An 18,653-nucleotide genomic window follows, 5' to 3' on the forward strand; every position below is an offset into this window, starting at 1 on the left:
CGATAGCGGTGGGTCAGTTGGCACATTGGGCACTGATACATCGCTATCGCAGGCAAGCCAGCTCCCACATTTTGATCTTCATCCGGTCAGCGAGATCAGTTGATCAACGAGCCACGCAACGAGTGTGGCTGCGCCGCATCAATGTGCACATCGGCAAACTGGCCGATCAGCGCGGGATTGTCACAGCGGAAGTTGACGATTCGGTTGTTCTCGGTACGACCCTGCAATTCACCCGGGTCTTTCTTCGAATAATCGGTCACCAGAATGCGCTGGATCGAACCGACCATTTGTCGGCTGATTTCGAAGCCCTGCTGATTGAGGCGATGTTGCAGCGCGTTCAAACGCTCTTTTTTCAACGCCTCCGGGGTTTCATCCAGCAGGTCGGCAGCCGGGGTGCCTGGGCGCTGGCTGTAGACGAACGAGTAGGAGAAGTCGAAACCCACGTCTTCGATCAGCTTCATGGTCTGCTGGAAGTCTTTCTCGGTTTCGCCCGGGAAGCCGACGATAAAGTCCGAGCTGATGCAGATGCCCGGCACGGCAGCGCGCAGTTTGCGCAGTTTGGATTTGTATTCCAGCGCGGTGTGGTTGCGCTTCATCGCCGACAAAATGCGGTCCGAACCCGATTGCACCGGCAAGTGCAGGTGCTTGACCAGCTCTGGTACTTCGGCGTGGGCCTGGATCAGGCTGTCGGAAAACTCCAGCGGGTGCGAGGTGGTGTAGCGGATGCGCTCGATGCCATCGACGGCGGCGACCACGCGGATCAATTCCGCCAGGTCGGCCAGGCGGCCGTCATCGGTCTGGCCACGGTAGCCGTTGACGTTCTGGCCCAGCAGGGTCACTTCGCGCACGCCGTTTTCAGCCAGGTGGATGATTTCCGCCAGCACATCGTCAAACGGCCGGCTGACTTCTTCGCCACGGGTGTAAGGCACCACGCAGAAGGTGCAGTACTTGCTGCAGCCTTCCATCACCGACACATAGGCGCTCGGCCCATCGATGCGCGGTTCGGGCAGATGGTCGAATTTTTCGATTTCGGGGAACGACACGTCGACCTGCGGCAGCTTGGTGATGCGTGCGGCGTCGATCATCTCTGGCAGACGGTGCAGGGTTTGTGGGCCAAACACCACATCGACGTAGGGCGCGCGGTCGCGGATCGCGGCGCCTTCCTGGCTGGCCACGCAACCGCCGACGGCGATCACCATGTCCGGGTTGGCCAGTTTCAATTCGCGCCAGCGGCCCAGCTGCGAATACACACGGTCCTGGGCCCGCTCGCGGATCGAGCAGGTATTGAGCAGGATCACGTCGGCATCTTCGGCGCGGGCAGTGACTTCCAGGGCCTGGTGTTCGCCCAGCAAGTCGACCATGCGCGAGCTGTCGTACTCGTTCATCTGGCAACCGTGGGTTTCGATGTAAAGCTTCTTGGCCATGGGAATCGTCAACTGGTGGTAAAGAACCGCGCATTATAGGGGGCATGCCCATTGGTTCCTAGCGCTGTGCATCGGGTGCCATGCTATAGTTCGCGCCCTCTTTTATATCCCCATGTGTTGTTCGCCCACCATGACCAAACGTGAAGCTCCAATCTATAAGGTGATTTTCCTCAACCAGGGCCAGGTGTTCGAAATGTACGCCAAGCAGATCTATCAAAGTGATCTGTGGGGCTTCCTAGAGGTGGAAGAGTTCGTCTTTGGCGAGCGCACCCAGTTGGTGGTCGATCCGGGCGAAGAAAAGCTCAAGGCCCAGTTCGAAGGTGTGGTGCGCAGCTTTGTGCCGATGCATTCGATTGTGCGCATCGATGAAGTCGAGCGCCTGGGGACGCCGAAGATCAGTGAGGCTCGGGGCATGAGCAATGTGATGCCGTTTCCGATGCCGATGCCTGAGAAGTAGGGCTTTAGACCGAGGGGTGCGTATCGCAGGCAAGCCAGCTCCCACATTCGACCGCGTTTCAATGCTGGAATGCGGTCAACTGTGGGAGCTGGCTTGCCTGCGATAGCGATGTAAGGTCTACAAAAAATCAGGGAAGGGGTGAGAACGGCGAACGCCCATCAGCACTCTGCAATTCTTGCAGGTAGTTGCGGAAAATCTGCCCCAGCACCTGGGTGGCCACTTCCAGTTCATCGCGCTGCATGTGCTCGGCGACTTCGTCGGCAGTGTCCAGTGCGTCTTCGGCGCCGTTGACCGCGGCCATTTTCAGCACGATGTACGCCTGGACGTTGTTGGCCGGCACGCCTTCGCCTTTGAAGAACATGTTGCCCAACTGGTATTGCGCCTGGGCGTGGCCCTGCAACGAGGCTTTCTCGAAGTAGCTCAACGCTTTGTTGAGGTCAACGGCCGGGTTCTTGCTGTCGTGGTAGTACTCGCCCAACTCGTATTGCGCTTGCGCATCCCCTTCCTCGGCCTGTTTCTGGCACGCGCTCAGGGCTTCGGCCTGGCTCTCTGGCTGGGTATTGAGGGTGCAACGACCCATCGCTGGGATTAACAACGAGTTGCCGCCGGCCTGGGCATGTGCCAGTAGCGGTTGAAGGAGCAACAGGCAGCCCAGAACCAGGGTGCGGCCGGTGCGTTTCATGGGAATCGACTTACCTCTGACGGGGCGCGCGGACCCTCGAGGGAGTCCAATAAGCGCGCATTATGAAATAAGCAGGCCTCTGCTTACAAAGTCTTTACTCGTTTTTCTGCTGCTTGGGCAAGTTATCTGCCGGATTGCAGGGCAATTCTCGAAAAAACCAGGAATTCTCTGTAAGCAAAGTAGCAAATCTGACGCTGCCAGGGGCAACGTCAGAGGTTGCCGTCACTTATTTCAGGGCCGCGAACGCGCGCTCGGCAGCATCCAGGGTCAATTTCAGTTCGGCTTCGCCATGGGCGATCGAAGTGAAGCCGGCTTCAAAGGCGCTCGGTGCCAGGTATACGCCGCCTTCGAGCATCAGGTGGAAGAAGCGCTTGAACAGCTCGGCATCGCTGCCCATCACGTCATCGAAGGTGACGATATCGTCGGCGCCGCTGAAGTACAGGCCGAACATGCCACCGGCCTGGGTGGTCACAAACGGGATGCCGGCGGCGTCGGCGCGTTGTTGCAGGCCGTCGAGCAGGCGTGTGGTGTAGTCGGTCAGCTCGGCGTGGAAGCCCGGGCGGCTGATCAGGCGCAGGGTGGTCAGGCCGGCGGCCATTGCCAGCGGGTTACCCGACAAGGTGCCTGCCTGGTAGACCGGGCCGAGCGGGGCGATGTGTTGCATGATCTCGCGCTTGCCGCCGAAGCAGCCTACCGGCATGCCGCCGCCGATGATCTTGCCGAAGGTGCTCAGGTCTGGCGTGACGCCGTAGTAAGCCTGGGCGCCACCGAGGGCGACCCGGAAACCGGTCATCACTTCGTCAAAAATCAGCACCACGCCATGCTTGTCGCACTGCTCGCGCAGGCCCTCAAGGAAACCCGGGGCCGGTGGAACGCAGTTCATGTTGCCGGCGACTGGCTCGACGATGATGCAGGCAACGTCCTGGCCGACTTCGCTGAGCATCTGCTCGACGGCCGCGATGTCGTTGAACGGCAAGGTCAGGGTGTGCTTGGCGAACGCCGCAGGTACGCCAGCGGAATTGGGTACGCCTTGGGTCAGCGCGCCGGAGCCGGCTTTTACCAGCAGGCTGTCGGAGTGGCCGTGGTAGCAACCTTCGAACTTGATGATGTTGTCGCGGCCGGTGTAACCACGGGCCAGTCGGATCGCGCTCATGGTGGCTTCGGTGCCGGAGCTGACCATGCGCACCATTTCCATCGACGGCACGATCGAGCAGACCAGGTCGGCCATCTCGGTTTCCATCGCGGTCGGGGCGCCGTAGGACAAGCCGTGCTGCAGTTGCTGGCGCACCGCGTCCAGCACGTCCGGATGGCTGTGGCCGAGGATCATCGGGCCCCAGGAGCCGACATAGTCGACATAGCGCTTGTCGTCTTCATCGGTGACGTAGGCGCCTTCGGCATGCTTGAAGAACAACGGCGTGCCGCCCACGCTCTTGAACGCACGCACGGGGGAGTTCACACCGCCGGGGATGTGTTTCTGGGCGTTGGCAAACAGGGTTTCGGAACGGGACATGATCGGGCTCTCTAAACTGAAGATTTAAGAAGATGGTTGAACGCACGGGCGCGGCGAGTGACTTCCTGGGTGCTGTCGGCACCGAACAGGCCATGGACCACGGCGAGCAGGTCGGCCCCGTGGGCCACCAGCGGTTCGGCGTTTTCCAGGGTGACGCCGCCGATCACACAGATCGGCAGGTGCAGGCGCTTGCGGGCCTGGGCCAGCATGTCAACGGTGGCGGCGGGTGCGCCGGGTTTGGTCGTGGAATTGAAGAAGCGGCCGAAGGCCACGTAGCTGGCGCCTTCTTTGGCGGCCTGTTCGGCCAGTTCGATCTGGCTGTGACAGGTGGCGCCGATGATCGCCTTGGCGCCGAGCAATGCCCGGGCCGAGGTCAGCGGGCCGTCGGTCTGGCCCAGGTGCACGCCGACGCCCAGGCGCGCGGCCAGTTCGGCATCGTCGTTGATGATCAATTGGGTCTTGTAGCGTGAGCACAGTTCGTACAGCTTTTCGGCTTCACGCAGGCGCCGTGCCTCGTCGCTGCTTTTGTCGCGGTACTGCAACAGGGTGACGCCACCGTCCAGCGCCGCCTCGACGTAGGCGAGGAATTTGCCGGCCAACAGCTGGCTGTCGGTAATGGCGTAAAGGCCGCGTAGTTTCATCGGGCAAACCCCTTGCTGACGAGCGATAAGTTACGAGCAGAAATCCAGCGGCAATCGGCGCGGCACGAACTGGCCCTGGCCGAGTTGTTCGGCATCACGCAGGGTACGCCACGTGTAGTTGAGGGCCGATTGCACGGCGCTGGCCAGGCCTTCACCCTGGGCAATGCGCCCGGCCAGCGCACTGGCCAAGGTGCAACCCGAGCCGTGATAACTGCCGGGCAAGCGCTGGCAGGTAAAGGTCTGGCGCGTGCCGTCGCGGCTGTACAGGCGATTGTGCACTTCGTGCTCATCGCCATGGCCGCCGGTGATGAGCAGGTGCTTGATGTACGGCAGCAGCTTCTTGGCGCAGTCGTCGGCGCTGCCGTCGGGCAGTTCCGCGAGGATGCGCGCTTCGGGCAGGTTGGGGGTGGCGATCAATGACAGGGGCAGCAGCCGCTCGCGCATCGCATAACCGACCTCGTCCTTGCCCAGGCTACCGCCGCCGCCGGCGCGCAGCACCGGGTCGCAGACCACCGGCAAATGCGGGTGCGCCTGCAGCAGTTCGACCACGGTGTCGACCATCGCAGTGGAGCCGAGCATGCCCAGCTTGACCGCCGCGACTTCAGAGTCGCCGAGCACGGCATTGGCCTGGGCCAGTACCCACTCACGGTCAAGCACGCGGAAATCACTGACATTGACGGTGTTCTGCACGGTCAGCGCGGTGACGGCCGGGGCCGCGTGGCAACCCTGGGCGAGCAGGGCTTCGATATCTGCCTGCAGGCCGGCGCCACCACTGGGATCGTGGCCGGAGAGACAGAGGACAACGGGGCGAGAACTGTAGATATTCATGGTGCGCGAGCTTACCACCAAACGCTTTTTGCGTGGCTGCCTGGCGATGGCAGAAGTTTGCTGCTGCAGCGTCGCTTTGCGTGGCCGAACGCTGCAACGCAGTGGTCTGAAAGCATTGCGCTAGAGCTGTTCTAAAAAAAGTTCCGGCAGTGGCTAATGGCTTTTACTGGCTATGCTAAAGTGCATCCCAATAACTTACTGTATCGCCGGTGTACGTCTTCTCAAAAGGAATGGGGGGCTTTTGACACAACCGGACCAGGCTACGCTGGGGCTCTATGCGCTATTTGCTGATGTTTATATTGTGCGGGCTACCGATGCTCGCCGGCGCTGTCGAGTTCAACCAGGACACGCGCAGCCTCCCGTTGGGCCGGGTCATGCAAGTGCTCGAAGACCCAACCAATGCCCTCACCATCGCCGATGTCAGTTCCCCCGCCTATGCCGCCCAATTCAAGACCCACGACAAAGACACGCTCAATGCCGGCTATTCACGCTCGGTGTTCTGGCTGAAGGTCAACCTGCACTACACCGCCAAAGATCCCCGCGCACCACGCACCTGGTTTCTGGAACTGGCCTACCCGCCGCTCAATCGCCTGGACCTCTACCAGAACGACGGCACCGGCCACTATCGCCTCACCGCCCGCACCGGCAGCGCATTGCCGTTTTCCAGCCGTGAGGTGAGCCAGAGCAACTACCTGTTCAAGCTCAGCTTCTTGCCCGACCAGCAACAAACCGTCTACCTGCGCTTGCAAAGCCAAGGCTCGATCCAGGCACCGCTGACGTTGTGGGCGGGCACTGCCTATATGGAAGAGCAACCGTTGCGTTTGTACGTGCTCGGCGCCATCTACGGTGTGTTGCTGGGCATGCTGATCTACAACCTGTTTATCTACCTGAGCGTACGCGACACCAGCTACCTCTATTACATCTTCTATATCGCTTCGTTCGGCTTGTATCAGCTGTCGGTCAATGGCGTTGCGGTGGAGTACTTCTGGCCGAACAACCCCTGGTGGGCGAATGCGGCGGTTCCCTTCCTGATCGGCTCGGCGGCTTTGTTCGGCAGCCTGTTCGCGCGCAGTTTCCTGCACACCGCGCAGCACAGCCGCTGGCTCAACCGCATCCTGCTGGCGCTGGCGGCCTGTGGCGGGTTGGTGATGGCACTGGCGCTGTTGACCAGTTACGCCGTGGCCCTGCGCCTGGCCACTGCGCTGGCGCTGGTGTTTACCGTGACCATCTTCGTGGCGGCCATCAAGGCCTGGTATTGCGGGCAGCGCATGGCGCGTTATTTCATCATCGCCTGGTCGGCCTTCCTGCTCGGCGGGGTGATCAATACCCTGATGGTGCTGGGTTATCTGCCTAACGTGTTCCTGACCATGTATGCCAGCCAGCTCGGCTCAGCCATTGAAGTGGCGCTGTTGTCCCTGGCCCTGGCCGACCGCATCAACGGCATGCGCGAACAGCAGGCGCAGATTCTCCTCGATGCCAGCCAGAAGCTGGAAGCGCTCAACCAGCAACTGGCCCGCAGCAATCGCCTCAAAGACGAATTTCTCGCCACCCTGACCCACGAATTGCGCACGCCGATGAACGGTGTGATCGGCTCTTTGGAACTGATGCAAACCGTGCCTTTGGACGATGACCTGACGCAGTACCAGCAAACCGCCGCCGGCTCGGCGCGGGACATGATGCGCATGGTCAACGGCATCCTCACCCTCACCGAGTTGCAGGCCGGTCGCCTGGTGGCCCAGCCGCAAGTGTTCAGCCTGCGTGGCGAGCTCGATACCTTGCGCCAGCAGTTCACCGGCAGCGCCCAGGCCAAGGGCCTGGCGTTCTCCATTGACGTCGCGGATGAGCTGCCAGACCGGCTCATCGGCGATGCCCAAAAGTTGCGTCAGTGCCTGGATTGCCTGCTCGACAATGCGTTCAAATTCACCCACGTCGGCGCGGTTCGTTTGCGTGTGGTGGGCGTGCCGCAAGGGGATGGCGCCTTGCACTTGAGCTTTATCGTCACCGACACCGGTATCGGCTTTGCCTTTCTCGATGAGGCCACGCTGTATCAGCGTTTCTTTCAGTTGGACGGCTCGATGACGCGTGAATACGGCGGCCTGGGCATTGGCCTGGCGATTTGCCGGCAGTTGATCGAACTGCTGGGCGGGCGCCTGACCCATCATTCGGAGCCCCGTAAAGGCAGCCGCTTCCAGTTGGAAATGGACGTCAGCGCCGTGCCGCAGCAGGTGACGCCGGCCGCGCAGGCTTTGCCTGCACAGCGTGCGCCTCAGGAATGCACGGTGCTGTTGGTGGACGACAACAGCGTGGGCCAGTTGGCGGTGCGTGGCATGTTGCTCAAGCTCGGTTACCGGGTCAAAACCGTGGACAGCGGCCCGGCGGCGCTCGCTGCATTGCAGGGGCACAGTTTCGACGCCGTGCTGCTGGATGTGCCAGAGGGTGGCTTTTCGTTGTGCTGCCAGATTCGCGCATTGCCCGGCTGCGGTGAATTGCCGGTGATCGCCCTGAGCACTTCGCCCAATGGGCCGGAGCGTGAGCGCTGCCATGGTATTGGCATGACGGACCGACTGGCCAAACCGGTGCGTTTCGACGCCTTGCAGGCGGCACTTGAACGTAGCGTGCTGTGCGCGGATGAGGGTGAAAGCGCCGAACATTCGGCGCGTATGCCACTTTTTTAAGGTCTTGCACGGTGCTTAACTGAATTCCGGGCCACTGTTCATACGGCCTTTTTTCCAGGAGGCCCGTCATGAACCTGCATCAGTTTGCCGAAACCCACGACGTCACCAACCAGCCACCGTCCCTGGACGGCACTAACCTGTATCGCATCGACTTGCCTTTGCAGGAATGGTCACGCCGCTTCGGCGCCGGTTGGGCCCAAGCGCGCATTGATGCCTACGGTGCGCTGGCCGGTGGGCCGTTGATGGCAGCCGGGTTCCTGGCCAACCAGAATAAACCGGTGTTCAGCAGCCATGACCGTTATGGTCATCGTATCGACCTGGTGGAGTTTCACCCGGCTTATCACGAGTTGATGCGCACCGCCGTCGAGCATGGCCTGCCGTCGTTGCCGTGGGCCCATCCGCAGCCTGGCGCCCATGTGGCGCGTGCGGCGATGACCTACCTGCATAGCCAGGCCGAAGCCGGCAGCGGCTGCCCGCTGACCATGACCTTCGCCTGCGTTCCGGCCCTGCGCATGCAACCGGAGCTGGCGGACCTCTGGCTGCCTAAAGTGCTCAATACTCACTACGACCCGCGCAATGTCGGCATCGCCCACAAGGCCGGCGTTACTATCGGCATGGCCATGACCGAGAAGCAGGGCGGCACCGACGTGCGCGCCAATACCACTCGCGCTTATCCCGTGGGCGCGGGTGGCCCCGGCCAAGCCTACGAACTGGTGGGGCATAAGTGGTTCTGCTCGGCACCAATGTGCGATGGCTTCCTGACCCTGGCCCAGACCGATAAGGGTCTGACCTGTTTTTTGCTGCCCCGGCACCGCCCGGATGACACGCGCAACGAGTTCTACATCCAGCGCTTGAAGAACAAACTCGGCAACTGCTCCAACGCCTCCAGCGAAGTGGAGTTTCGCGGCGCCCTGGCGTGGATGGTCGGTGAAGAAGGCCGCGGCGTTCCAACCATTATCGAAATGGTTGCCATGACACGTTTCGATTGCATGGTCGGCTCCAGCGCCTTGATGCGCCAGGCGCTGACCCAGGCCAGCCATCACTGCGCCCATCGCCAAGTGGGTGGCCGCGTGCTCAGCGAGCAGCCGCTGATGCAGAACGTGCTGGCCGACCTGGCCCTGGAAAGCGAAGCGGCCCTGGCCTTGAGCCTGCGCATGGGCCGCGCCCTGGATCATCTTGATGATGAACATGAAGCCAAGTTCGCCCGGCTGGTCACAGCCGTGGGCAAGTATTGGATCTGCAAGCGCGCGCCCGCGATGATCAACGAAGCCGCCGAATGCATGGGCGGTGCCGGGTATGTGGAGGACAGCATCCTGCCGCGCCTTTACCGTGAGGCACCGGTGAATTCGACGTGGGAAGGTTCCGGCAATGTGCAGTGCCTGGACGTATTGCGTGCACTGTCCAAAGAGCCGGGGGTACTGGAGGCGTTGTTTGTGGAGCTGGGCGATGGCCACGGCGACAAGCAGTTGGCGCGGCATATCGAGCAGTTGAAGGCGGCATTCATGGACACCCAGGACATCCAGTATCGGGCGCGGCAACTGACCGAGGACATCGCCCTGGCGTTACAGGCCAAGTTGTTGCTGGAGGCGGGTAATGCGGCGGTGAGTGATGGGTTTATCGCCAGCCGGCTGGGTGAATCGTCGGGGCGGGTATATGGCACCTTGCCGCGTGGCGTCGACGTGGAAGCAATTGTCGCCCGCTCAACCCCGCAATCGCTCTGAATAAACACAATCCAAATGTGGGAGCGGCTTGCCGGCGATAGCGGTGGTCCAGCCAGCAATTATGTAGCTGATAGACCGCTATCGCAGGCAAGCCAGCTCCCACCTATCAACGCATTCCACTTCTGGTGTTTCGGTGAGGCCTGGATACAGGCAAGATAAAGGCCTGCAAGTCAGAACACAGGATGCTTACCGTGACCGAAGCTTTTGTTGTCGTTAAAACCGCCGAAGAAGCCGTGGACCGGCTGGCGGCGCTGCATGAGCGTGCCACTGGCGCGCTCAACCAGGCGCTCAAGCAATACCTCAAGGACCGCGTCGAGCCCGACGCCGAGCAGCGCGCATTGTTTCGCTACCCGGAACTGCGCTTGACCTACCACTGCCACGGTGAAGTCCCCCAAACCACTCGGGCGTATGCCAAGGTGCAACTGCCGGGTACCTACAGCGTCACCGTGACCCACCCGGCCGCGTTCCGTAAGTACCTGCTGGAGCAACTGGTGCCGCTGATGCACGACTTCACCGTCACGGTGGAAGTAGGCGTCAGCCAGCAGAACATTCCATATCCGTACGTGGTGGAGCAGGGCGATGAACTGGCCGGCTCCGGCGTCACCGCCGCGACCCTGGCCCGTGTATTCCCCAGTACCGACTTGTCCGCCGCCACCGACGGCATTGCCGATGGCCTGTACGACTGGGAAAACACCGACCCGCTGCCCCTGGCCCTGTTCGATGCCGCCCGTGTGGATTTTTCCCTGCGCCGCCTGGTGCATTACACCGGCAGCGACTGGCGCCATGTGCAGCCGTGGATCCTGCTGACCAACTACCACCGCTACGTTGACCAGTTCATCCTGCATGGCCTGGAGCAACTGCGCAGCGACCCGCGGTTTATCCGTATGGTGCTGCCCGGCAACGTGGTGATCGACAAGAGCATGGACCACGGCGAAGCCTCGGCCATTGCCGCCGGCGTGGTCTGGCACCGCTACCAGATGCCGGCGTATCACCTGCAAGCCAGTGACGGCCACGGCGTGACCCTGGTGAACATCGGCGTGGGCCCGTCCAACGCCAAGAACATCACCGACCACCTGGCCGTACTACGCCCGCATTGCTGGCTGATGATCGGCCACTGCGGCGGCCTGCGCCAATCCCAGACCATCGGCGACTACGTACTGGCCCACGCCTATATGCGCCGCGACGGGATTCTGGACCGTGTAGTACCGCCGAACATCCCTATTCCGGCCCTGGCCGAAGTGCAACTGGCGCTTCAGCAAGCGGCGGCGAAAGTCACCGGCGAAAAAGGCGAAGAGCTGAAAAAACGCCTGCGCACCGGTACCGTGCTGACCTACGACGACCGTAACTGGGAACTGCGCTGGGCCCAGGAGCGGCCGCTGATCAACCTGTCCCGCGCCGTGGCCGTGGACATGGAAAGCGGCACCATCGCCGCCCAGGGTTACCGTTTGCGCGTGCCTTACGGCACCTTGTTATGCGTATCCGACAAACCCTTGCACAGCGAGATCAAGCTGCCAGGTTCGGCCAACGCGTTCTACGAGCGTGCGGTCAGCCAGCACTTGAAGATCGGCATCGAGGCGGTCGACCTGTTGCGCACCGAACTCAACTCGTTGCACTCGCGCAAACTGCGCAGCTTCGACGAACCGCCGTTCCGCTAAGCGGTTGGGATGGTCATTTGGCGGTCAGGCCACTAGCATTGTCGGTCCTGACCGTTAGATGTTCCTTTGCCATGTCCCGTCCTACCCGTCCCGATTCGCGCCGCCCAGGCGTGAAACCTTCGCAGCCTGTTCGACGTGTCGCCAAGGCGCCACCGGCCGAGCCGAAGCTGATCCTGTTCAACAAGCCGTTCGATGTGCTGACCCAGTTCAGTGACGAAGGCGGGCGCGCGACGCTCAAGGATTTTATCGATATTCCCGGTATTTACCCGGCGGGGCGCCTGGACCGTGACAGCGAAGGCTTGCTGCTGTTGACCAACGATGGCCAGCTTCAGGCGCGCATCGCCGATCCCAAGCACAAATTGGCGAAAACCTACTGGGTGCAAGTGGAAGGTGAGCCGACTGAAGAACAGCTGCAACGTCTGCGCGATGGTGTCGAGCTGAACGATGGCATGACCTTGCCTGCCGAGGCTCGGCAACTGGATGAACCGACGTTATGGCCGCGCAACCCGCCGGTACGCTTTCGCAAAAGCGTGCCGACGCATTGGCTGGAGTTGGTGATACGTGAAGGGCGCAACCGTCAGGTACGGCGCATGACCGCAGCAGTGGGCCTGCCGACGCTGCGCCTGGTGCGCGTGCGCATTGGCGACTGGTCTATCGACGGCCTGGATCAAGGCCAATGGAAAGCAGTACCGGCGCGCCTATAAAGCGCCGGACTCGATCAAGCCAATCACCACGCTCTTGATGATGAATGCGGCCACGCCCAGGCCCAGCACGAAAAACAAAATGAATGAGCCAAAGCGCCCGGCCTTGGATTTCTTCGCCAGGTCCCAGACGATGAAGCCCATGAAAATGATCAGGATAGTGACCAGGCCGGTCATCATCCATTCTTCAAACAGGGCGGGGTCGATGTTGTTCATGGGACTCTTCCGACAAGACAAGCGAGCAGTATACGGCAGCGTCACAAACGCAACATTGACCTGAGTCGTACGCGGTCAAACGGTGGTAGCTGGCTTGCCTGCGATAGCGGTCTGTCAGTGATCGTGAGACAAACTGGCCCGCCGCCATCGCAGGCAAGCCAGCTCCCACCGTTGAACATCGTTGTTCTCAGGTGCGCAGGTGGGTCAGGGGCAGTTCGGTGCTGTTGAGCACTTGGTTCAGCACAAAGCTGGAACGCACGCTGGTCACCCCTTCGATCCGGGTCAGATGCCCCAGCAGCAATTTCTGATAGTGATCCATGTCCGGCACTACCACCTTCAACTGGTAGTCCGCATCCATCCCGGTCACGAGGCTGCACTCCAGCACTTGCGGCAGGGTGCGGATGGCGGCCTCGAAATTCTCGAAGCGTTCCGGCGTGTGACGGTCCATGCCGATCAATACATAAGCGGTGAGGCTCAGGCCGAGCATCTTGCGGTCGAGCAGGGCGACCTGGCGGGCGATGTAGCCGTCGTCCTCCAATTGCTTGACCCGGCGTGAGCAGGGCGAAGGCGACAAGCCGATGCGTTCGGCCAGCTCCTGGTTGGAGATCCTCGCGTCGCGCTGCAATTCCGCCAGAATACTCAGGTCGTATCGGTCAAGCTTGCTCATTGGGTTGGCCTTTGTCGTAACTATTGCGGTTAATTATCCATGAAGGGTTAAAAATTGCGCAAGCACTGTTTATTGACGCAATCTTCGCAATCCTCTGCCCGCCTGGCACGCCTATGATTACCAACAGAATCACCGCCTGGACAACAGTCCACAGCAGCGCGCCCAATCAGGCCCGTTGCGGCCGCCGCCCCAGCAGGGTTGAGCCGGCCTCCAGGCTGCACACTGTCCACAAGACGGCGTGAGGTGAGCCAACGTCAAAAGCGTTGAGCACGGACGAAATTCTCAAGGGGTGGCCGACGGGTCACCCCTTTTTCTTTGTGCGCGTTTTGCCTTCAGAAAATAGTTCTCGTGACTGATAACCTGTCTCAGAACCGGGCGAGGCTTTTCCAGTCTCATGATCAAGCCCCAATCCGCAGTGAGGAAAAGCATGAAGCGCATCTGGCGTATGGCAGGTGTTGGTTTGCTGGTGGTCAGCGTCGGCTCCCAGGCGATGGCCGACGAACGCGATAACTCACCGGGCCAGGGGCAACGGCCTGAGCACAATCAGCCACGCCCACAAAACCCGCAGGGTGATCGTGGCGGCCAGCACGAGGGTGGCCAATGGCAAGGTCGGCCTCAAGGTCATGAGCCGGGGCGACCAGCACCGCAACCGCAACCCTCCAATAACCTGCCGATCCAGGGCCGGCCCGATACCGTGCGCCAGACCCAGGAGCCGCGCCAGGGTTATTACCGTGATATTCCCAGACGCCCCGATGACAACCGGCATTGGGAGGCCGGCGGCCCCGGTTCGCGTCCGAGTAACGATCGCCCCGGTGATAACCGCTGGCCAGGCCGCCCCGACGGGCATGGCAATGGCTGGGGCCCAGGCCCGCAGCATCGCCCTGGATATGTCATCGACCGTTTCCCCGATCGCAATTACCGCGTGCCTTACCGTGGCCAGGACTACTTTTTCTCCGGCGGCTACTGGTATCGCCCCCAAGGCCCACGCTACGTAGTGGTGACGCCGCCCTATGGCATTCGCGTGCATTACCTGCCGGACTACGCACGTGAAGTGTGGGTAGGCGGCTCGCTGTTGTTCCTCGCCGCAGGCGCCTATTACGCTTACGAGCAAAGCACCCAGCAATACGTGGTGGTACAACCACCGACGCAGGTGCCATCACCTCCGCCGACGCCTCAAGGCAACGGCTATGACGTGGTGGCTTACCCGGCCAACGGCCAATCGCCAGCCCAGGTACAGCAGGACGGCTACGACTGTTATCGCTGGGCGGTGCAACAAAGTGGCTTCGACCCGCGCACCGTTACCTATGCCCCGGACCCTGCGGTGGTACAAACTTACCGCCAGGCCCAGGGCAACTGCCTGGGCAGTCGTGGATATCAGGTGCAGTACTAGGTTTTGTTGCCGGTGACCACTTCCCGTGGGTCGGCGTGCACCAGCACTTCGGCTTTCGGGTATTCCCGGTGGATGGCATCGGCGGCCTGGTCGCTGATACCGTGGGCCACCGACAGCGTTAACTCGCCCGGCAACTCCAGGTGCAACTGCACAAACCAGTGGTTGCCGGAAACCCGCGTACGCAAGTCGTGGGCACCCAGCACGCCGGGTACGCCCCGGGCCAGTTCCAGCATGTGCTGGCTGACGTCTGGCGGTAACTCTTCATCCATCAGCACCGCAAAGCTTTCCCGGGCGATCTGGATCGCGCTCCACAGAATGTAAGCGGCGATTCCCAGGCCGAACCAGGCGTCGACCTGATGAAAGCCAAAGCCTGCCAACACCAGCGCAATCAGGATGCTGCCATTGAGCAGCAAGTCCGAGCGGTAGTGCAGCGAGTCGGCGCGCACCGCGTTGGAGCCGGTCTCGCGCACCACGTGGTGTTGCAGCATCAGCAGGGCCACGGTCAGCCCCAGCGACAAGATAATCACGCCGATACTCAGCCACGGTGCGCCGACCGGCTCCGGATGCTTGAGCCGTTCATAGGCCTGGAGCGCAATCAGCACCGCACTGCCGGCGATAAACAAGGCCTGCGCCATTCCCGCCAGCGACTCCGCCTTGCCATGCCCATAACGGTGATCGTCATCGGCCGGGCGCAGGGCGTAATGCACTGCCAGCAAATTCAACAGCGAAGTGACGCCGTCGAGCAGTGAGTCGGTCAACCCGGCGAGCATGCTCACCGAGCCGCTGAGCCACCAGGCGATGGCCTTGGTCACAATCAACACACAGGCCACGCCCACCGAGGCGCGGGTGGCCAGGCGCAAGAGCCTTGCGTGTTCGGGGCTGCTGGTCATGAGCTGTCCTTACGCGGCAGGCTGCAGGCCCAGGGCCGCCAGTTGCTGCACGCTGCCCTTGAACTGGATCAGGCGTGGGTCGTCCAGCGGCAAGGTGCGGCCGGTTTCTTTCTGGATGATGCTCTGCAGCTTGGCGTTATCGACCGTGCCGTCAGCGCCGATGGCTTCGTGCAGTTTCTCGGGGGCGACCTGGGCGGTCTTGCCCGGTTCGAAGTAAATGGCGCCCGTGGCGAAGTCGACACCGAAGGCGATCAGGCCGGGGATCACATAAAACAACAGGCCGAGGGCATCGAGTACCGCGATGGTCGGGTCGATCTTGCCATCGATCTGGCCACGGCGGTCGGGGTAGAAAATCGACCCACAGGCGGTGAGTTGGCTCAGCAGGGTGACGGCGAGGACACCGCCGATGACACGGGAAGCGATACGCATGAAAAAGTCTCCTGAACATATTTAAGGGTGACTATAAGCCAGATCGGCCAGGCGCCGATGAACCAATGTGGGAGCTGGCTTGCCTGCGATAGCGTCGGCTCGGGGAATACAGTGGCAACTGTCATACCGCTATCGCAGGCAAGCCAGCTCCCACCTTTGACTGCATTCCCAGTCCCAAGAGTGGCTGTTTTTGAGACGCGCATCGGCATCCGGCAGTTCGCCGTTATACTCGCCGCTCTGCTTTGGAGCCAGTATGAATTCGTTGCCGATCGATGATGTTTTACCCGCCCTGCGTGACGCCTTGGCGCATCGCCATGAAGCCGTGCTGGAAGCGCCCCCCGGCGCCGGTAAAACCACCCGCGTGCCGTTGGCCTTGTTGCATGAGCCGTGGCTCGCCGGGCAAACCATCCTGATGCTCGAACCCCGGCGCCTGGCTGCCCGTGCTGCTGCCGAGCGGCTGGCCAGTGAACTGGGTGAAAAGGTCGGTGAGACCGTGGGCTACCGCATTCGGCTGGACAGCAAAGTCGGCCCTAACACGCGCATCGAGGTAGTCACCGAAGGTATCCTCACCCGCCGCCTGCAGGACGACCCGGCGCTGGACGGCGTGGGCTTGTTGATCTTCGACGAATTCCACGAGCGCAGCCTCGATGCCGACCTGGCGCTGGCCCTGAGCCTTAACGGTCGCGAGCTGTTTCGCGACGAGCAGCCGCTGAAGATCCTGCTGATGTCCGCCACCCTCGAAGGCGAGCGCTTGGCCGGCCTGCTGGATGACGCGCCGATCCTGCGCAGCGAAGGGCGCATGTTCCCGGTGCAGATGCGCTGGGGCCGGCCGTACCAGGCCGGGGAGTTTATCGAGCCGCGCGTGGTGCAAACTATCCTCGAAGCCCTGCATGACGAGCCCGGCAGTGTGCTGGTATTTCTGCCGGGGCAGGCGGAGATTCGCCGGGTCAACCAGCAACTGGCCGAGGCCCTGGGTGATCGCCCTGACGTGCTGTTATGCCCCCTACATGGCGAGCTGGACCTCAATGCCCAGCGCGCCGCCATCGACCCGGCGCCGGCCGGCAAGCGCAAAGTGGTGCTGGCCACCAACATCGCCGAGACCAGCCTGACCATCAACGGCGTACGCGTGGTGATCGACGCCGGGCTGGCGCGGGTGCCGCGTTTCGACCCCGGCAGCGGCATGACCCGCCTCGACACCCAGCGCATCTCCCGCGCCAGCGCCACCCAACGCGCCGGCCGGGCAGGGCGCCTGGAGCCGGGGGTGTGTTACCGATTGTGGTCCGAAGACCAGCACGACGGTCTGGCCGCTTATGGCAGCGCGGAAATCCTCGCCGCCGACCTGGCGGGGCTGGCCTTGCAACTGGCCCGTTGGGGCGTGACGCCCAGCCAGTTGGTGTGGCTGGATGCGCCACCCACAGCCGCGTATGCCCAGGCCCAGGACCTGTTGCAACGCCTCGGTGCATTGAACGACGAAAACCTCACCGCCCATGGCCAGAAGATGGCCGAGTTGCCGGCGCACCCACGTATCGCTCATCTACTGCTACGCGGGCAAGACCTGGGGCTCGCCGCCACCGCCTGTGACGTGGCGGCCCTTCTGGGCGAACGCGACATCCTGCGCGGCGGCGGCGCCGACTTGCACAGCCGCCTGGCGCTGATATCCGGCGAGGAGCGTGCACGCGGCACCCAGGGTGGCGTGCAGCGCGCCAAGCAACTGGCCCGGCAATACCGTGGCTACCTGCGCGGTAAGGCGGCCCAGCCGGTGGACAATCCCGACCACCCGCGCTGGCTCGGCGCCTTGCTGGCACTGGCCTACCCGGACCGCGTCGCCCAGCAACGTCGCCCCGGTGGCGCTGAATACCGCCTAGCCAATGGCCGCGCAGCGCTGTTTGCCGAAGCCGACAGCCTGATGAAACAACCCTGGCTGGTGATCGCCGACCTGGGCAGCCGCCAGGGCCAGCGCGAAGAACGCATCTACCTGGCGGCGGATTTTGATCCGGCACTGTTCGACACGGTGCTGACCGAGCAAGTGCGCAACGTCGACCAACTCGACTGGGACGAGCGCGAAGGCGTCTTGCGTGCCGAGCGCCAACGCAAAGTCGGTGAACTGGTGCTCAGCCGCGAACCCCTGACCGGCCTCGACGAATCCGCCCGCAGCCAGGCGCTGGTCAACCTGGTGCGCCGCAAAGGCCTGGAACTGCTGCCCTGGACCCCGGAACTGCGTCAGTGGCAAGCCCGTGTGATGCTGCTGCGCCAACTGGATGCCGGCAACACCAGCGAGTGGCCCGACCTCAGCGACAAGGCCCTGCTCGCCAGCCTCGAACACTGGCTGATGCCTTATCTGGGCAAGGTCTCGCGCCTCAGCCATTTCGCCAACCTGGATATCTCCAGCTACCTGCACAACCTGCTGCCCTGGCCCTTGCCCCAACGCCTGGAAGAGCTGGCGCCGCAGCATGTGAAAGTGCCGTCGGGGTCATCGGTACGCCTGGACTACAGCGAGCAGCCGCCGATCCTGGCGGTGCGCTTGCAGGAATTGTTCGGGCTGGCAGACACCCCGCGTATTGCCGGCGGGCGCCTGTCTGTGAAGTTGCACCTGCTGTCTCCGGCGCGGCGGCCGGTGCAGGTCACGCAGGACTTGGCGAACTTCTGGCGCAGTACCTATGCCGAGGTGAAGAAGGATCTCAAGGGGCGATACCCCAAGCATTATTGGCCGGATGACCCGTTGGTGGCCGAAGCGACGGCGCGAATCAAACCCGGAAAACCTTGAGTA

The 18,653-nt window shown here is 62.3% G+C and carries 16 protein-coding genes; 7 read left to right on the forward strand and 9 right to left on the reverse strand.

Translation table 11 applies throughout. From position 1 onward, the window contains the following. Positions 1-95: 95 nt before the first annotated feature. A complete protein-coding gene (miaB, locus tag AC1RAC_RS19835; protein ID WP_492616913.1) occupies positions 96-1,424 on the reverse strand; it encodes a tRNA (N6-isopentenyl adenosine(37)-C2)-methylthiotransferase MiaB in 1,329 nt (442 codons plus the stop codon). Positions 1,425-1,554: 130 nt separating this feature from the next. Here miaB and AC1RAC_RS19840 point away from each other — a divergent pair, with 130 nt between their 5' ends. Next, entirely contained in the window at positions 1,555-1,881 is a 327-nt protein-coding gene (locus tag AC1RAC_RS19840; protein WP_003215457.1) for a DUF1820 family protein, read from the forward strand. Between the two features lie 127 nt (positions 1,882-2,008). Here AC1RAC_RS19840 and AC1RAC_RS19845 read toward each other — a convergent pair whose 3' ends face one another. The 4 genes from AC1RAC_RS19845 to AC1RAC_RS19860 form a co-directional block, all read right to left on the reverse strand. Beyond that, positions 2,009-2,563: a tetratricopeptide repeat protein gene (locus AC1RAC_RS19845; protein WP_034126914.1), complete on the reverse strand. Its 555-nt coding sequence runs from the start codon at positions 2,561-2,563 to the stop codon at positions 2,009-2,011. 226 nt (positions 2,564-2,789) lie between these two features. Beyond that, the gene (gene hemL / locus AC1RAC_RS19850; RefSeq protein WP_060764046.1) at positions 2,790-4,073 is read right to left on the reverse strand and encodes a glutamate-1-semialdehyde 2,1-aminomutase; all 1,284 of its coding nucleotides are present in this window, start codon (positions 4,071-4,073) and stop codon (positions 2,790-2,792) included. A gap of 11 nt (positions 4,074-4,084) precedes the next feature. Further along, positions 4,085-4,714 (reverse strand): thiamine phosphate synthase, encoded by a 630-nt coding sequence (gene thiE / locus AC1RAC_RS19855; protein WP_034126916.1) that lies wholly within the window; start codon positions 4,712-4,714, stop codon positions 4,085-4,087. A 30-nt stretch (positions 4,715-4,744) separates the two neighbouring features. Continuing rightward, positions 4,745-5,542 carry a hydroxymethylpyrimidine/phosphomethylpyrimidine kinase gene (locus tag AC1RAC_RS19860; RefSeq protein WP_096144085.1) on the reverse strand — a complete coding sequence of 266 codons (798 nt, stop codon included), beginning with the start codon at positions 5,540-5,542 and terminating at the stop codon, positions 4,745-4,747. Between the two features lie 275 nt (positions 5,543-5,817). Here AC1RAC_RS19860 and AC1RAC_RS19865 point away from each other — a divergent pair, with 275 nt between their 5' ends. The 4 genes from AC1RAC_RS19865 to AC1RAC_RS19880 all read left to right on the forward strand — a co-directional run bounded on the left by AC1RAC_RS19865 (position 5,818) and on the right by AC1RAC_RS19880 (position 12,297). Continuing rightward, on the forward strand, positions 5,818-8,217 hold the full coding sequence (locus AC1RAC_RS19865) for a hybrid sensor histidine kinase/response regulator (protein ID WP_492616914.1): 2,400 nt from the start codon (positions 5,818-5,820) through the stop codon (positions 8,215-8,217). 68 nt (positions 8,218-8,285) lie between these two features. Continuing rightward, positions 8,286-9,938 carry an acyl-CoA dehydrogenase family protein gene (locus tag AC1RAC_RS19870; protein WP_492616915.1) on the forward strand — a complete coding sequence of 551 codons (1,653 nt, stop codon included), beginning with the start codon at positions 8,286-8,288 and terminating at the stop codon, positions 9,936-9,938. A 182-nt stretch (positions 9,939-10,120) separates the two neighbouring features. Beyond that, entirely contained in the window at positions 10,121-11,593 is a 1,473-nt protein-coding gene (gene amn / locus AC1RAC_RS19875) for an AMP nucleosidase (RefSeq protein ID WP_161936998.1), read from the forward strand. Positions 11,594-11,664: 71 nt separating this feature from the next. Continuing rightward, positions 11,665-12,297: a pseudouridine synthase gene (locus tag AC1RAC_RS19880; protein ID WP_313044543.1), complete on the forward strand. Its 633-nt coding sequence runs from the start codon at positions 11,665-11,667 to the stop codon at positions 12,295-12,297. On the opposite strand, the gene AC1RAC_RS19885 is transcribed toward AC1RAC_RS19880, so the two are convergent. Both AC1RAC_RS19885 and AC1RAC_RS19890 read right to left on the reverse strand, forming a co-directional pair. Continuing rightward, on the reverse strand, positions 12,292-12,501 hold the full coding sequence (locus AC1RAC_RS19885; RefSeq protein WP_025999909.1) for a DUF2788 domain-containing protein: 210 nt from the start codon (positions 12,499-12,501) through the stop codon (positions 12,292-12,294). The two genes, AC1RAC_RS19880 and AC1RAC_RS19885, sit on opposite strands and share 6 nt — an antisense overlap. 196 nt (positions 12,502-12,697) lie before the next feature. Further along, positions 12,698-13,177, reverse strand: a complete 480-nt coding sequence (locus tag AC1RAC_RS19890) for an Lrp/AsnC family transcriptional regulator (protein ID WP_003194418.1) — start codon at positions 13,175-13,177, stop codon at positions 12,698-12,700. Between the two features lie 427 nt (positions 13,178-13,604). On the opposite strand from AC1RAC_RS19890, the gene AC1RAC_RS19895 reads away from it, so the two are divergent. Further along, positions 13,605-14,567 (forward strand): DUF6515 family protein, encoded by a 963-nt coding sequence (locus AC1RAC_RS19895; RefSeq protein ID WP_289329046.1) that lies wholly within the window; start codon positions 13,605-13,607, stop codon positions 14,565-14,567. On the opposite strand, the gene AC1RAC_RS19900 is transcribed toward AC1RAC_RS19895, so the two are convergent. Together AC1RAC_RS19900 and AC1RAC_RS19905 are read right to left on the reverse strand one after the other, a co-directional pair. After that, entirely contained in the window at positions 14,564-15,457 is an 894-nt protein-coding gene (locus AC1RAC_RS19900; protein ID WP_492616916.1) for a cation diffusion facilitator family transporter, read from the reverse strand. The genes AC1RAC_RS19895 and AC1RAC_RS19900 overlap by 4 nt on opposite strands. A gap of 9 nt (positions 15,458-15,466) precedes the next feature. Then, the gene (locus AC1RAC_RS19905; protein ID WP_003194410.1) at positions 15,467-15,886 is read right to left on the reverse strand and encodes a hypothetical protein; all 420 of its coding nucleotides are present in this window, start codon (positions 15,884-15,886) and stop codon (positions 15,467-15,469) included. Positions 15,887-16,139: 253 nt separating this feature from the next. Between AC1RAC_RS19905 and hrpB the strand changes: the two genes are divergently transcribed. Next, positions 16,140-18,650 (forward strand): ATP-dependent helicase HrpB, encoded by a 2,511-nt coding sequence (gene hrpB, locus AC1RAC_RS19910; protein ID WP_492616917.1) that lies wholly within the window; start codon positions 16,140-16,142, stop codon positions 18,648-18,650. Positions 18,651-18,653 lie beyond the last annotated feature (3 nt).

It is taken from the genome of Pseudomonas sp. GW823-FHT02F05, assembly GCF_058797315.1.

Coding starts and splice junctions, on each gene's coding strand:
- hrpB (WP_492616917.1), top strand. CDS start 16,140: ATGAATTCGTTGCCGATCGATGATGTTTTACCCGCCCTGCGTGACGCC.
- AC1RAC_RS19840 (WP_003215457.1), top strand. CDS start 1,555: ATGACCAAACGTGAAGCTCCAATCTATAAGGTGATTTTCCTCAACCAG.
- miaB (WP_492616913.1), bottom strand. CDS start 1,424: ATGGCCAAGAAGCTTTACATCGAAACCCACGGTTGCCAGATGAACGAG.
- AC1RAC_RS19845 (WP_034126914.1), bottom strand. CDS start 2,563: ATGAAACGCACCGGCCGCACCCTGGTTCTGGGCTGCCTGTTGCTCCTT.
- hemL (WP_060764046.1), bottom strand. CDS start 4,073: ATGTCCCGTTCCGAAACCCTGTTTGCCAACGCCCAGAAACACATCCCC.
- AC1RAC_RS19905 (WP_003194410.1), bottom strand. CDS start 15,886: ATGCGTATCGCTTCCCGTGTCATCGGCGGTGTCCTCGCCGTCACCCTG.
- amn (WP_161936998.1), top strand. CDS start 10,121: ATGCTTACCGTGACCGAAGCTTTTGTTGTCGTTAAAACCGCCGAAGAA.
- AC1RAC_RS19860 (WP_096144085.1), bottom strand. CDS start 5,542: ATGAATATCTACAGTTCTCGCCCCGTTGTCCTCTGTCTCTCCGGCCAC.
- thiE (WP_034126916.1), bottom strand. CDS start 4,714: ATGAAACTACGCGGCCTTTACGCCATTACCGACAGCCAGCTGTTGGCC.
- AC1RAC_RS19890 (WP_003194418.1), bottom strand. CDS start 13,177: ATGAGCAAGCTTGACCGATACGACCTGAGTATTCTGGCGGAATTGCAG.
- AC1RAC_RS19865 (WP_492616914.1), top strand. CDS start 5,818: ATGCGCTATTTGCTGATGTTTATATTGTGCGGGCTACCGATGCTCGCC.
- AC1RAC_RS19870 (WP_492616915.1), top strand. CDS start 8,286: ATGAACCTGCATCAGTTTGCCGAAACCCACGACGTCACCAACCAGCCA.
- AC1RAC_RS19895 (WP_289329046.1), top strand. CDS start 13,605: ATGAAGCGCATCTGGCGTATGGCAGGTGTTGGTTTGCTGGTGGTCAGC.
- AC1RAC_RS19880 (WP_313044543.1), top strand. CDS start 11,665: ATGTCCCGTCCTACCCGTCCCGATTCGCGCCGCCCAGGCGTGAAACCT.
- AC1RAC_RS19900 (WP_492616916.1), bottom strand. CDS start 15,457: ATGACCAGCAGCCCCGAACACGCAAGGCTCTTGCGCCTGGCCACCCGC.